Below are 14,011 nucleotides of genomic sequence, written 5' to 3' on the forward strand. Positions count from 1 at the left end.
GTCGTCAGGCCATGAGGTCATTCTCGGCAGGCGTCAAGGCTAGGCGGAACAGGGCTACGCGCCATCTGTCGACCAGGGCGAGGTAGCCGGGTGGCAAGGAGTCGACCCGGGATACGTCGGGGCGTCCGAAGAGGTCAGCCAGTGCGCGGCCGTGGCCTGGGGCGTTGACGATGACAGCTTCGGCGTTGTGCCAGAAGTCCGATTGGGCGGGGACGTGATCTGCGATGTGCAGCACCGTTGTCCAGGGCATGTCTCCCAGCCACAGGGGCGGCGGGCTGGGGAGGTCCGCGAAGAATGCCTGCGGTCCCGGGTTTCCGCCTGGCTGGGTCGATGGCCGAGCCGGCCACGGCGGCGGATTGTCCACAATGGCTAGTCGGGCGCTCTGGACCTTGGTGCGCAATGGTTTCCAGGTTGGTTGCCGGTGGGATACCACGGTGACCGATGCGCCAGCGGACACCAGACGGTAGGCAAGCAACCGTGCTGGAGTTGGTGGGCCCAGGAGTCCTAGGCGGACTGGTTTTCGGCGGACCATGGGCACCACGATCTCTGTGCCCAGCCGGTCGAAACCTAGTTGCACTCCCGCTACCGGCACGTCGAGGTTCACCGTCGCACCAGTCCTATCGCGCCCACCAGGCTTCTGGCCCCGCCGCCGAAGGGCAACGTCGCCACGAGTCCTTCTCGTTGTTCTGCATCCATCGCCACGCCGCTGGCCAGGACTTCCTGACGTGCCGTTGCCACTCTTCGGTGGTCCGCAGCGACAAGTCGGATTGCGACTTCGCTTGGCGGGCCGTCGCCCCTCACTGACACGTACGAGATATCTGCTGAGCTTGCGGCAGTTGCCTGCAGAATGCGCTGCCAGTCCGACACGTTCGCGGTCAGGCAGCAGTATGAAGCACCGGACGACTTGAGGTCGCCGACTGAAGCGAACATTGTGGACAGTTCCACACTGCTGAGCGGGGCCGCGGGCAGGCTCCGGTCGCTCAAACGAACTTGGAGGCGTGCGATGGCGGCGACCAGGGCCGCACGGGCGCCTTCCGCCCCTCCGCCTCTCTCCTTCACCGCTGTCTGCGCCCACATCGGTTCGTGGCGCAGGACTATCCACACGCGACGGCTCAGGCCCCGGAACTGTTCAATGAGGACTTGAGCTCCGGCGAGCTCTGACGGGTCGTCAGCGACGAACGAGGCCAAGTCCGCCAGCTGCAGGCGCACAGGTGCTCCGGTGTCGATCTCCAGCGCCGCCGCGAAACCTTGGCCGTCGCCCACCACCCCGACGGCCGGTCCGTTCCGGTTCGCGCTGTTGATCACTCGTGGGACGGACACCGGTTCTTCTCTGCCCAGCCAGGCGATCACCCGTTTGTCCACTTTGAGCAACGTAAGGACGAGCACCACAACGCCTAGGCCCAGCAAGGTCCACCCGATCGGATTACGCAGGACCGCACCCGCGACCATCGCGCCAATCCCTGCCTCGATCGCCACTATCCGCCCTCTGGCGTACATCTGCTCACCACCAAGTGGACAGTTACAGTGAATCTGCGGATCCAGTATCGCAGGGAAGGGGCCTGGAGGCGGTGGCAAGCACACGGGACCAGCTCGAGGCCTACACATACGAGGGACGCCGTCAGGTCACCAGCCTGATGGTCGGCTCGGACGAGGCGATCGCCGACCCGCGGCGACGCATCAACCGCGTGACCATCGGCAGCGTCGTGATCGCGATTCTGGTGATGGCCGGCTTCGGCATCGCGGGATTCCTCGGCGGCGGACGTGGTCCCGAGCTTCCCGAGTCGGGAGCCGTGCTGCTCAAGGGTTCTGGTGACCGCTACGTCGTTGTGGACGGTCGCGTGCATCCGGCGCTCAACCTGGCTTCCGCTCTTCTCACCGGCGGTGGCACTCTCACCGAGGTACGTCAGCGCGCACTGGACACCAAACCCCGTGGCCTTCCGATTGGCATCCCTGGCGCACCGGATGCCTTGCCCACCAAGGAACAGCTGACCAACGGCCCGTGGACGATGTGCGTGGTTCCATCGCAATCGACGTCTGTGCCGCCTGCTGTGACGCTCGTGATCGGCGATCCCGCACCCGCGGAAGGAGTTCTCGGCAAGAACGCGGGGACCATCGTGCAAGACCCGGCCCAGCAGCATTGGCTCATCGCGCACGGCCGCCGGTTCAAGTTCACCGGTAACAGCCAGGTTGTGCTTGGGCTGCAACGGGCTTCCGCGGCACGTATCCCCGCCGAGGCGCTGAACACCATCCCGCAGGGGCCGGATCTCGCGGAGCCGCCATTGCCGGACGGCCGGGATCGCGCACCCTCGTTCACGTTGCCGGTGAGCGCGGCCACCGGTGATGTCGCCGAGGCCGATGGGCAGCATTTCGTGGTGCAGTCCGACGGGCTCAGCCCGATCTCGGAACCGGCCTTCCTGCTGCTGGCCGCAGGCGGAAGCCGCAAGTTGACGCTGCCGTCCGCCGCGGTGTTCTCAGCGCCACAGTCCAAGCGTCCCGTGCCGGATCAGCGCGGCTGGCCCGACGAAGTGCCTGAGGTGACTGACCTTGAACGAGAGCATCCGCTGTGCGTCAGCACCACACCCGGCGAGCCCGCTGGCGACGCGGCGTGGCAGGTCCGGGTCAGCGCTCCGCCGAGCGTGCCCCGTCGCACTCCGGTTGGTAGCAAGAGCGGCGACGTGCCCGGTATTGTGTCCGAAGTGGTCATCGCACCCGGGTCCGGTGCCTTGGTCAAAGGCGCGTCTGCCGCAGGCCAGGACGGTGTCTACACGCTCGTCACAGACGCCGGCCAACGGTATCCAGTGCCCACAGAGGACGCTGTACGCAGGCTCCGGTACGACCCAGCCGCAGCCAAGAACGTCCCATGGCCGTTCGTGTCGCTGCTCCCGGTCGGCCCGGTCCTCGACCCGGTCGAAGCGGCCAAGGAATTCACCGGAACGAGTTAATTCCCCGGCCACGTCATGATCTTGGGCTCCAGCTCGCCCGGCAGGGTCGCGACCTTGCTCACCGTTCCATCGCTCCCCACCCGGGCGATCACCACAGCGTCCGAGGAGATCCGCACAGCCACCACAATCGCGCGCCCCAGAACACGGACACCATAAACGGCACCGGTGTTGGTGCCGAAAGCGCTGCCGAGATCGCGGGCAAGTTGCGCGGTCGTCACGGGAGACCGATACAACTCCGCCGTCACCCCATCAGGGCTGAACGACCGCGCCTCGAACCAGGCGATGCGCTTCGAACCCGGATCGGACACGTCCTCGCCCAACGCCACAGCGAGATCGCTTGGGTCGATCCACCCGGCTCGGCCGGTCGCGTCGAGCAACACGCTGCTGCCCTGGATCTTCTTGGCCGGTGGCAAGACCTCGGCCCGGGTCAGCCGCTTGCCGTCGGTCTGCGCCCAGCCGCTGAGCCCGCCGAGGCGCAACGGGACACCGGTCGCGGTCGCCCAGCCGACAGTCCCATCGGTATGAACCGCTGGAGTGCCTGGCGAAGTGGCGGAACTGATCGGATCGCACTTGTCGATCGAGGCATCCCGTGTGGGCAGCAGACACCAAGCGGACGCTCGCATGTAGACATCAGCGTCCGGTGACCCGCCGTTGGTCGGACGCTTCGCCAGCAACACCCGGTCATCGCCGGGCAGGGCGGCAGGTGCCCACTCCGCGCCACCGACCTTGGTCGTCCGGAAGTCCGCCAGTTCGACGACGCCTTGACTGTCCACAATCGACCGAGTACTCGGGTCGAACGGGGGCACCACCACTGAGGCCGCTGGAATGGTCGACGAGCCGTACGTCTGGCCTTCTGCCTGCAGCGGGACGGACGCGTAGCCTCCTGCTCCTCGGGACACGGCACACCGCGTACGCATTTCACCCGTACGCACGTCGACCAGAAACACCTCATCGGGGTCTTGCAACACCGCCGACGAGGTGTCCAAGGGCCACGAGCAGCCCGCGGGCCGGGATGGCGGGTCTTCCGATGTACAGCCAGCGAGCACCAGCGCGATTGAGACCACCGAACAGGTTAATTGCCGTGATCGCAACTGGCCGCCTTTCGTCGGGTGTGCCTATTCTGCCATTGGATTGACTCATCAGGGGGCGACACATGAGTTTTTCATACGAACAGCTCGCCGCGAAAGCAGGCGTCGACCCATGGAAGCTGCGGGACAAGCTCACCGCGGGCAATCCGGCCGAGATCACCAACCTGGCCAAGACGTTCGCCGATGCCAGCGGTGAGGCGCGACTGTCGACCGACCTGGCCAAGGAAGCGTCCGAACTCACCGCACAGGGCTACACAGTGGACAACAGCCCGGTGCACGATCCGGCGAAACACGTTCAGGACACCAAGAAGCTGCTCGGTGACGGCGGCGAGAAGATGGGGAAGATCGCCAGAATCCTCGACTCCATCTCCGATGAGCTGGAATCGAGGATCGGCCACGCGAAATCCGGTGTGTCCACGCTGGAGGGCGAGATCAGGACCATCCAGAGCCAGTGGGGAGAGTTCTGGCGCAAGAACCACAACATGATGGACAGCAACGACCGCGAAGCCAGTCTGAAGACCTATGTCGACCAGGCGGTCGGCCGGGTCAGGGAGCACGGCAACGCCCTCAAAACCTCGGTCGACAGCTACGAGACCACGCTCGCCACGCACCTGAAGTCCATGGCGGACTTGGGTTACACCCCGCCGGACAACGTGGACGAAGGCCCGGGGGACGTCAACATCAGCGTCGACGCGGCGAACGCCGACGGCCAGCGGACCAAGGATGGCCTGGGCAAGCAGCCGCCGAGCGCCGAAGGTGTTGACGCGATCCAGGACGGCTCGAGCACGATCGCCCTGCTCAACGCGAAGGTCGCCGCGGGTCACCAGCTCACCGAGGCCGAACGCGCGTACATGAACGCGTGGTACGACAAGGTCGGCGCGGACGACCTGTCGAAGATCCCCAAGTACGTCAACGATGCCGCGCCGGGCCGCACGCGCGAGGTGGTCAGCCCGATCGCCGACGGCATCATGAACCTGTCCAAACCGTACACAGCCCCGACAGGCGACACGGTTGTCCCGACGAAGGACAACATGCCCAAGGCTGTGCGCGAACTGATGGACACCCCGATCGGCCACCGCGACGAGCACACCGGCCTGCTCTGGCCGGACAAGGAACTGTCCAGCTCCAAGGACATGAAGGTGGACGGGCTGAACCGGTGGAACGGGTTCGCCGACCTGATGGAGACGTCCACTGTAGATGGCGGGACCGAGTTCACCAAGCAGCTCGGCACCGAGGCGATCCGGGTCAAGCAGGACCTCAACGCGATCTCGGCGAACGCCACCGACGCACTGCGGTACGGCATGTCCAGCCCGGAACAGTACGAGAAACTCAAGCAACAGACCGCGGACACGGGCGCCAGCGACATGCTGAAGGTCGTCGGCCGCAACGAGGACGCCTCGGCACAGCTGTTGCTGGACAAGAACTCCCGGCAAGCCCTGATGGGCCTGAACTGGCGCGACGAGGGCGGCGCGGCGGCGGTGATCCACGGTGGCACCGACCGCGATCCCAAGGACGGAGGCGGCGGCGAAGCCCAAGCCAAGGCCGCGCTGGAAGTGATCAAGGAGGTCGGCAGCGACCGCGACGGTTACCTGCACCGCATGGGCGAAGGCGTCGAGGACGCGGTGAAAGACGTTGGCGTGCAGTACATGGACGCGTTCGCCCGTGACCCCGCCGGTGAATCGCGGTACCGCGGTGACCTGACCGACCCGCTCGGCCGCAAGATCGGCCACGGCTTCGAGCTCTCCGGCCGGGACCGGGACCTGTTCCTGCAGTTCATGTCCGGCACCGGCGACGACGACGCGACCGACTTCCACACCAAGGCAACCGCGTACAACCAGGTCATGTTGACCGAAGCGTTCAAGCACGGCGATCCGGCGCAGGTGAACGAAGCGCTGAAGCAGGCGGGCAGGCTGGACGGCGCGATCACGCAGGCCAACTTCGACTACACCTACGACGTGACCGACGCCAAGGACAAGGAAGCCGCGGCCGCGCATCGGGCTGAGTCCATGCGCAACACGGCGATCAAGACCGGTATCTCGGTGGCCGGCACCCTGGTGGCGGCTGGGGTCACCATCGGCACGGCTGGTACGGGCGCGGTGCTGATCGGCCCGACCGTCAGCGTGACGAACGCGCTCGTCAACGGTGGCGCGAACTTCGCTTTCATGGACGACCCCGCGCCAGCGGCCGAACTGCCCGGGAAACGCGACGAACTGTTCCGCGACGACCGTTCCTCGTACGGATCCCGCCGCGACTTGCTCATCACCAGTGCGGCGATCAACGCCGGTGTCATCGATCCCAACGATCTGCCGGCTGGGCTCACCACGCGCGACGCCGACGGAAACGTGGTCCTGCGAACGCCGGGCGATCTGGACGGCAGCGAAGAAAAGAAGAACCTCAGCACGGCATCACACCGCGCGGTCAACGCGTACGAAGCGGCCCATCAAACCAAGACAGACAGCGGAGACGTCGACACTCCGTCCTACGACACCGAACGCAACAACACGGCGTCCGGAGCACGCGACAAGGACACGCCACGAAACTCGCCGTGGAGCAACGCGGACAGCGCCCGGGTTCTGCTCTATGGCGACAACGTGTCCAAAGACGGCAAGGTCGACCGGATGTTCGAGGACCGGGTGCCGTCCGAGACGGGCAACTACTACTCGCGCAACCGGAAGTGAGCTATCTCGGCATGCTCTGGCGTGCCGCGGCCGTGGTCTGCTCGTCCGCCTGACGGGCGAGCTCCGCGGCGGCCAGCGACCGGCTGGCCAGGTCCTCCAGGTCGATGCCTGCCTTGGTCAGCTCGCTCTCCAGGCCGGAGAACAGGGTGTTCAGCCGGGCGGCGGCTTGCTGCGCGCCGGCGATCCTGCCGAACGCCTCCACCGGCATCAGCCCTTGCTGCAGCTCCATCACGAGCTGGTCCTTCTTCTGCTCACGCAGCCGGCTCGCGGCCTGTTCCAGCAACTCGGCGTCGAACACCTGGCGGTCTCCGGCGCCCCAGCCGTACGCGTCACCCATCTTTGCATCTCCTTCAACTCTGGATCGCTCCGCATGACTCGGCGAAGTTGTCCCGCGCGTCGCGCAGTTTGCGGTCCACCTCCAGGACCTTGGCTTCGTTTTTCGTCCTGGCGACTTCGAGTTCCTCCTCGACGGCGGCGAGGAACGCGTCCAGGTCCTTGATGACCACGTGGTTCTCCGGGACGCCTGCCTGGATCAGCAGCGGTCGCTGACGCATCGGCCCTTCCTTGAAGTCGGGGGCGACGCGCACGGTCTCCTCCCAGCTCCGGTCCGGGACAGGTTGGTTGTTCTGCACGTACGCCGTGGCGACGCCGTGCCAGCCGACGACCGCGCTGTGCATCGAGAACTGGGCCTGGCGGCACAGCGTTGGCGCGATCTTCTTGCCGCCAGGCAAAGGCTCGATCTGGCGTGGTACCCGGCTCGTCGTAGGCGGAACCGTGGTCGTTGTGGTCGTTGTGGTCGTTGTCGGGGCTGGTGGGGGCGTGGTCGTGGGCTGGGTCGCTGGGGGCTCGGACGTGCAGCCCGCGAGCACGCACGCGGACAGAACGGCGATGATCTTGGACGCCCGGTGAGTCATGTGCCCCAGCATGTCAGTGATCACCCGCCGTGACTCACATCCTGTTGGCGATGTCGTTCACCACTGCCTGATTGGCCACTTGTGTTGTGCTGGCCGTGAGGTCGTCACCGGCGTTGGCGACCGCGTCGGCGCGTGCGGCCTTGTTGTCACGGCCTTGTCCCGCTGAACGGGCACCCTTCGCCTGGTCCTGCTGGGCTTGGGTGAGCGCACCGGCGAAGGAGGCGGCAATCGGGACGTCACCGAACGGGCTGGCGGAGACCTGAGCTCCCCGGAGCTTGTTCGACGCCTCCTCGGCCGAGTCGGCCGACTGCTTGCTGCGTCTGGCGCCGTCGCGGAGTTCACCGGTGTTGTACTTCATGTCGGACACCGCTAGTTCTCCTCCCCCAGGACGCCTCGGGTTGCGGGCTGACCGCTCGACCACACGTCGTCCTCGACCATCCACTCCGGACGGTCGGCCGGCTTGCGTTTCTCCTCCTCTGTTCCACCACGGGAACCGGGCGCCCACGTGCTCGACGGCTCGGTGAGATAACGGGCACGGGTCCGGCGCGCGCCGCCGGCCTCGGCCCCGACACCACCCGCCTGCATCGGCGGTACGAACGGGCGGCCACCTTGTGCGGCCTCCCGCAAGCCCAACTGTTGCGCCGCGTACGCCTTGGCGGCCATGTCGTTGGCTGCCTTGGCACCGAGCTGCGCGACTGCCGGGTTCATCGCAGCGAGGCTAGGCGGAACCGCGCCGCCGTACAGGCTGCCCACCGCGCCACTGGTCATCAGGGCGGGGGTCACGCCGCCGAAGCCACCGAGCAGGCCGCCCGTGGTGCTCACGCCGCCTTCCAGTCCTTCGAGGCGGGAGGCGTACTGGGTCACGTCCCCGAACGGTTGGCCGGTGACCGGGTCGATCCACTTCCCGCTGACCGGGTCGAATTCCCGGCCGCTGCCCGGGTCGACGAGGAATCCGGTGGTCGGGTCCTTCACCCAGCCCTGGAAGTCGCCGCCCTCCTTACCGACCACTGAGGACTCCGGGAAATCGGTCCGCCCGGGGTCGGGTACGTGCTTGCTGTCGGTGCCAGGCCGGTCTGTGCCTGTGGTTCCGGTCGGGTCGCCGCCTGTTGTGGCCGTCGGCACGCCTGTGGTGCCGGTCGTGCCAGACGACGTGCTGGACGTCGTCGTGGTGCCGGTGCCGCCATTGGTCGCCGGAACCGGTGGCACGTCACCAGGATTGAACGCCGTGTACGCCTGCGACCACTTGTCGATCTCGCCGCTCAGCACCTCGGCCGCCTGCTCCTCGGCCCGTTTGATCGCCGCCATCCTGGAGCCGCTCAACGCGTCCTCGGGGCCGACGATCTGGTTGACCCGGGTGTTGAACTCGTGTTCCTGCTTGGATTTCGTCCACTGCGCGGCCGTGCCCACCTCACCGGCGTTCGACAGCCCGGCCGCGACCGTGTCGGCCTGTTTCGCGATGGTCTCCAACCAGGTCGCGATGGGCACGGCTCGGGCACCGAAGTTCTGGTACGGCGCGCCGTACTGGGCCGTGACCTCGTCGGCGGTGCCCTTGGTGTGGGACGCCGCCGCACGGCACGCCGCAGCGAAGTTGCGCCAGGCATTTCCGACCGTGCGCAACGAATATGGCTGGCCGCTCTCCAGAATGTCGCAGGCCTCGGAATAGGAGTACTTCGCCATCGTGCCCCCTTGGACGCCTCAGCCGCGAATGACCCTGCTCATCTGCTGATTGGTGTCGACCGCGATATTGCCGACATTGCGGACCGCGTTCATCTGGCTCTGCAGCTGCCCGGTGTATTGCTGGGTTTTCTGGTGGTATTGGTTGCTGCGCTCGTCCAGCGACGATCCGGTCAGCGCGTCAAGTGCTTCGGAGACCGTCGCGGACAGCTTGCCGCGCACGCCTTCCCAGACGCGGTCCCATTCCTGCTGGCTGCCCTGTGTCGCCTGGGCGATCCGCGCGATGTCCTCGTTCTTGAACTCGATGTACGTCATGCCGGTGCCTCACATTCCGTCGTAGACAGCGCCGGACGTCCCGCCGGACGCGCCACCCCGTGCGGCTTGCGTCGCCTGGTCGGAACCTTCCATCGCGACCTGCCTGAGCTTGCCGAGATCGGTCTTGAGCTGGCCGAGCGTCTCGGCCAGTGCGCGCCCGCCACCGCCCAGCTCGTTGAACGTGGTCGAGGTGACTTGACCGGCCGGTGCCTTCATCGCCACCTCGCTCATTCCGGCCTGGTCGAGAATGCGCTTGGTAATGGTCTCCATCTCCGTCAGCGCGTTGTCGACGACCTGTTCGGCGGCCTGCACCTGGGCCAGATCGATCTTCATTCCGGGACTGCTCACGAATTCCCCTCCTTGTCGATTCCACTCCCCGGCAATCCACTCTAAGCGCAGTTATCCGGCGCGATATCAGATTTCACCGGACCGTGTACGGATCTCGTTTCAGTTACCGATGGTGACGGGATCCATTCTCGCCAGCTGTACCGGAACCATTCCGAGGCGGTGATGCACAAGTGTGCCGCGACCAGGCGGTTGTTTACGCGGCTGGACGCCGTAAAGCGCGCCTTCCTCGCGTGACGCGCTCAGCAACACGCCGGGGAATCCGAGTTCCCGCATGGCGCTGAGCACCGGATCCACCATCATCGCCTTGCCCGCACCGCCCGCCCGGCGCGCGATGTAGAGGTGCAGCCCGATCTCCCGTGCCTGGGGCAGGAAATCGACGAGTTGCAGCAAGGGATTCGACACCGTGGCGACCCGGTCGTAGTCGTCGACGAGTACGAAGATCTCCGGACCGGTCCACCAACTGCGGCTGCGCAGCTGTTGCGGGGTGACGTCCGGGCCGGGCAGCCGTTTGTCGGTGATCCCCTTGACCAGCCCGGCGATGACCTCATGGGTCTGCTGTGCGGTGGCCGCGTAGCCCAGCAGGGACTCGCCGCTGAACTCGGCGACCATCGTGTGCTTGTGGTCGACGATGATCAGCTTGGCTTCGTGCGGCTCGAAGTTCTGCACGACCTGCCGCGCGACCATGCGCAGGGTGGAGGTCTTGCCGGACTCGGCGTCGCCGATCAGCACCAGGCCGCGATCCTGTCGCAGGTCGAACACCAGCGGCTCGAGTCGTTGCCCTTCCAGCCCAAGGGCGATGCCCTGGTCGCAGGCGGGCAAGTCGGTGAACTCCAACAGCTGAGGCAGCAGCCGCACCGGCGGCGCCACGGGCCCGGTCCAGGCCTCGGACACCCGCCGCACCAGGTCGGCGACACCGACGGACAGGTCCGCCGCGGTTCGCCGTCCGTCGATGCGTGGGACGGCGGCAAGGTAGTGGTACTTCGCCGGGCTGGCACCGCGTCCCGGCCGGTCGGCGGGCACGGCGGCCTGCAGCTTGCGGTCCACTTCGGAATCCAACGAGTCGCCGAGTTTGAGTTCCAGCTTGGTACCGACCAGATCGCGCAGACCGAGCCGCAGATCGAGGTAGCGGTTGGCGGTCACGACCACGTGCACGCCGTAGCTGAGCGACCGCCCCATCAGCGCGGTGATCGCAGTCTCCAGGTCCTCGTACTCGCGGCACAAGGTGGACCAGCCGTCGATCACCATGAACACGTCGCCGAACTTGTCGTCGGTGACATCGCCTTCCGCGCACATGCGGCGGTAGTCGGCCATCGAATCCACACCGAGTTCCCGGAAGCGGACTTCGCGGTCGTGTACGACGCCGCTGATCTCGGCGACGACCCGGCGGACGACTTCGGCTTCCTGCCGTCCCGCGACCCGTCCGACGTGCGGCAACCCCGCCATACCGAACAGCGTTCCGCTGAAGTCCAACGCGTAGAACTGGACTTCGGCCGGGGTGTGCCTCAGTGCGAGCGCCGCGATCAGGGTACGGAGCAAAGTGGACTTGCCGGAGCCCGGCCTGCCCACGATCGCCACATGTCCCCCGGCACCATCGAGTGCGACGGTCAACGGGTCGCGGCGCTGGTGGTACGGCCGGTCGATCGTGCCCAGCCGAACTCGCAGCGGCGGGGAGTCGGGGTCCGCGCCGAGTCCTCTGCCTTCGCGCACTTGCAGATCCGGGAACAGACCGTCCAATGTGTCCGGCTCGTCCAAGGGCGGCAGCCACACCTGCCGTGCTGGCGAACCCTTGCCTGCCAACTGTTCCACCATCACGGTGAGCAATGAAGGGCGGTCGGTTCCGTCGTTGTCGTCCGGGACCGGCTCGGGCACCTCCACTTGCGCGGGCACGGGTAGCACGCCGGCCGGGAACCGCCGGATGTCCGCTGTGCCAGCAAGGACGTACGCCGCCTCGGCTTCGTTGCCGCGATAGGCGCCGGACACGTATGCAGCGCGGAACCGCTTCAACTTCGGCTCCGAGGCGTCGTCCTTGAGGAACCCGTGACCTGGCGCGTTCGGCAACGCGGCGGCGTCGGTCACGCCGAGCACCGCCCGGCTTTCCTGTTCGGAGAACGTACGCAGGCCGATTCGGTACGAGAGATGGGATTCCAGGCCGCGCAGGCGTCCTTCGTCGAGGCGCTGCGACGCGAGCAACAGGTGCACACCCAGCGCCCGGCCGAGCCGGCCGATCTGGGCGAACAGGTCGGCGAAGTCGGGTTTCTGGCTCAACAGCTCGGAGAACTCATCGACCACCACGAACAGGATGGGCAAGGCAGCCAGTGGGACGCCGCGAAGCCTGGCCTGCTCGTAGTCGCGCACTGACACCAGGTTTCCGGCTGAACGCAGTACCTCTTGCCTGCGGTTGAGCTCACCGGACAACGCTTCCTGCATGCGGTCGACCATCGTGAGGTCGCGTTCCAGGTTGGAGATCACGGCGGCGACGTGCGGCAACCGTTCCATCTCCGCGAACGTGACACCGCCCTTGAAGTCCACGAGCACCATGTTGAGCTGGACCGGCGGATGCGTGGCCGCCATGCCGAGCACCAGCGTGCGCAGCAGTTCGGACTTGCCCGAGCCGGTCGCGCCGATGATCAGGCCGTGCGGCCCCATTCCCTCATCCGAGGACTCCTTGATGTCCAGGTGCAGCACGGTTCCGTCGGCCGAGATGCCGATGGGCACCCGCAGCCTGTCCTTCAACGGCCGCGGCTTCCACAGCGTCTCGATGTCGAGCGCGCCCGGATCGTCCACATTGAGCAGGCCGGGCAGCGTCTGATCCACAGTGGATAGATCTTCGCTCTGCGCGGTGGCGACATCGAGCCGGTAGCCGGACAGCTGCCGCGCCAAGGCCTCGGCCACCGGTATCGCCAGTGCGGCCGCGGTGCCGAGGTGGTCCTGCTGCGAGCCGACGCGTACGTCGAGCTTGCCATCGTCCACAGTGAGCTGCATGCCGTGTTGGGTGACAAGGTCAGATGCCCTGCCGTCGAGATCGAGGACGGTGACGGCCTGCAGCCCGTCGAGGACCAGTTCGCTGCCGAGCACGATGCTGCCGTCCAGCACGACAACAAGGTGCGGGACATCAGAATCGGGCTCGGCGGTGCGGTTGAACCGGGCACGACCGGTCAACTGGGCACCGAGCCACTCTTCGAGCGTGCCGAGCAAGGGATGGATGAGCCGCACCCGCCCGGCGTGATCGACCTGGTCCGGGTGTTGGGCGTGCGGCAACCACTTCGCCCACGACCAGCGCTCGCTGTCGGGCTGGTCCGTGCAGATGACTACGCGCAAGTCCTGTGGTGAGTGGAATGTGGCCGCGTGTGCGATCACTGCGCGTACCAGTGAACGGGCTTGGTCGCGGTCGCCGCTGATACCGATCGCGGCGAACCTGCGCAACGACAGCTCGACTGGCAGGTCCGGGACGACCGAATGGGTGACTAGGAAACGCTTGAGCGCCAGCACGCACAACGAATCGAGATCCTCGACCGGGCCCGACTCTCCCGGTTCGAGCTTGGTCGCCAGATACTTGGCGCCCAGCGCGATGCGTACGACACCGAAGTCGGGGTCGTTGACCCGGCGCTCCCACAGGCGAGGTCCGGCCGCGACCGACCAGAGTTGTTCGGGCGGCGGGGAGTTCCACATGGCAGCCGCGCGTTGTGCCTCCGCGGCGCGCCGGACCTGCCCGCGGGTCCGTTCGAGATAGCGCAAGTAGTCGCGACGCTGTTGTTGAGCGTCACCCTTTTGGGTGGATCTGGCGCGCAACAGTGACCCGCCGACCATGGCCAATGACGAGAACAGGAAGAACGATCCAGCGACATAGGTGATCGGGTTCGGCGGGCCCGCGAAGAGGTAGGCGACCGATCCCAGGCCGCTCAACGCGGGCAACGCGGTCAGCCACGTGTTCCCAGTGTCTACTTTGACCAGCTCAGGCGGAGGTTGCAGGGCCACGACGTTCTCCGGCACGGCCGGCCGTGGCGTCCTAGGTGGACGGCGGAACAAGGTCGTGGACACGGCAGATCTCCCCG

The 14,011-nt window shown here is 66.6% G+C and carries 12 protein-coding genes; 2 read left to right on the forward strand and 10 right to left on the reverse strand.

Annotated features, from left to right (window positions below):
- Nucleotides 1-4: 4 nt before the first annotated feature.
- Together B9C43_RS20500 and B9C43_RS20505 are read right to left on the reverse strand one after the other, a co-directional pair.
- Nucleotides 5-250, reverse strand: coding sequence for a hypothetical protein (locus B9C43_RS20500; RefSeq protein ID WP_143446474.1), 246 nt, complete (start codon nt 248-250; stop codon nt 5-7).
- Between the two features lie 350 nt (nt 251-600).
- The gene (locus B9C43_RS20505; protein WP_160096604.1) at nt 601-1,497 is read right to left on the reverse strand and encodes a type VII secretion protein EccE; all 897 of its coding nucleotides are present in this window, start codon (nt 1,495-1,497) and stop codon (nt 601-603) included.
- A gap of 71 nt (nt 1,498-1,568) precedes the next feature.
- On the opposite strand from B9C43_RS20505, the gene eccB reads away from it, so the two are divergent.
- Nucleotides 1,569-2,942 (forward strand): type VII secretion protein EccB, encoded by a 1,374-nt coding sequence (eccB, locus tag B9C43_RS20510; protein ID WP_160096606.1) that lies wholly within the window; start codon nt 1,569-1,571, stop codon nt 2,940-2,942.
- On the opposite strand, the gene B9C43_RS20515 is transcribed toward eccB, so the two are convergent.
- The gene (locus B9C43_RS20515; protein ID WP_235038744.1) at nt 2,939-3,874 is read right to left on the reverse strand and encodes a hypothetical protein; all 936 of its coding nucleotides are present in this window, start codon (nt 3,872-3,874) and stop codon (nt 2,939-2,941) included. The genes eccB and B9C43_RS20515 overlap by 4 nt on opposite strands.
- A gap of 221 nt (nt 3,875-4,095) precedes the next feature.
- On the opposite strand from B9C43_RS20515, the gene B9C43_RS20520 reads away from it, so the two are divergent.
- Nucleotides 4,096-6,708 (forward strand): putative alpha/beta hydrolase, encoded by a 2,613-nt coding sequence (locus tag B9C43_RS20520; protein WP_084428525.1) that lies wholly within the window; start codon nt 4,096-4,098, stop codon nt 6,706-6,708.
- Nucleotide 6,709: 1 nt separating this feature from the next.
- On the opposite strand, the gene B9C43_RS20525 is transcribed toward B9C43_RS20520, so the two are convergent.
- From B9C43_RS20525 to eccCa, 7 genes are all read right to left on the reverse strand, one after another.
- Entirely contained in the window at nt 6,710-7,045 is a 336-nt protein-coding gene (locus tag B9C43_RS20525) for a hypothetical protein (protein WP_084428526.1), read from the reverse strand.
- A gap of 13 nt (nt 7,046-7,058) precedes the next feature.
- The gene (locus B9C43_RS20530; protein ID WP_143446476.1) at nt 7,059-7,622 is read right to left on the reverse strand and encodes a hypothetical protein; all 564 of its coding nucleotides are present in this window, start codon (nt 7,620-7,622) and stop codon (nt 7,059-7,061) included.
- 34 nt (nt 7,623-7,656) lie between these two features.
- Nucleotides 7,657-7,989, reverse strand: coding sequence for a hypothetical protein (locus B9C43_RS20535; RefSeq protein ID WP_084428528.1), 333 nt, complete (start codon nt 7,987-7,989; stop codon nt 7,657-7,659).
- 2 nt (nt 7,990-7,991) lie between these two features.
- Nucleotides 7,992-9,299, reverse strand: a complete 1,308-nt coding sequence (locus tag B9C43_RS20540) for a hypothetical protein (RefSeq protein ID WP_084428529.1) — start codon at nt 9,297-9,299, stop codon at nt 7,992-7,994.
- Between the two features lie 18 nt (nt 9,300-9,317).
- Entirely contained in the window at nt 9,318-9,611 is a 294-nt protein-coding gene (locus tag B9C43_RS20545; RefSeq protein ID WP_033383211.1) for a hypothetical protein, read from the reverse strand.
- A 9-nt stretch (nt 9,612-9,620) separates the two neighbouring features.
- Complete coding sequence (locus B9C43_RS20550; protein ID WP_143446477.1) at nt 9,621-9,959, reverse strand: hypothetical protein; 339 nt, start codon at nt 9,957-9,959, stop codon at nt 9,621-9,623.
- A 99-nt stretch (nt 9,960-10,058) separates the two neighbouring features.
- The gene (gene eccCa / locus B9C43_RS20555; protein WP_084428530.1) at nt 10,059-13,997 is read right to left on the reverse strand and encodes a type VII secretion protein EccCa; all 3,939 of its coding nucleotides are present in this window, start codon (nt 13,995-13,997) and stop codon (nt 10,059-10,061) included.
- Nucleotides 13,998-14,011: the final 14 nt, after the last annotated feature.

This window comes from Kibdelosporangium aridum (assembly GCF_900176515.1).
In the GTDB taxonomy this organism is placed as follows: Bacteria; Actinomycetota; Actinomycetes; order Mycobacteriales; family Pseudonocardiaceae; genus Kibdelosporangium; species Kibdelosporangium aridum.

Coding starts and splice junctions, on each gene's coding strand:
- B9C43_RS20500 (WP_143446474.1), bottom strand. CDS start 250: ATGCCCTGGACAACGGTGCTGCACATCGCAGATCACGTCCCCGCCCAA.
- B9C43_RS20505 (WP_160096604.1), bottom strand. CDS start 1,497: ATGTACGCCAGAGGGCGGATAGTGGCGATCGAGGCAGGGATTGGCGCG.
- B9C43_RS20520 (WP_084428525.1), top strand. CDS start 4,096: ATGAGTTTTTCATACGAACAGCTCGCCGCGAAAGCAGGCGTCGACCCA.
- B9C43_RS20525 (WP_084428526.1), bottom strand. CDS start 7,045: ATGGGTGACGCGTACGGCTGGGGCGCCGGAGACCGCCAGGTGTTCGAC.
- B9C43_RS20530 (WP_143446476.1), bottom strand. CDS start 7,622: ATGACTCACCGGGCGTCCAAGATCATCGCCGTTCTGTCCGCGTGCGTG.
- B9C43_RS20540 (WP_084428529.1), bottom strand. CDS start 9,299: ATGGCGAAGTACTCCTATTCCGAGGCCTGCGACATTCTGGAGAGCGGC.
- B9C43_RS20545 (WP_033383211.1), bottom strand. CDS start 9,611: ATGACGTACATCGAGTTCAAGAACGAGGACATCGCGCGGATCGCCCAG.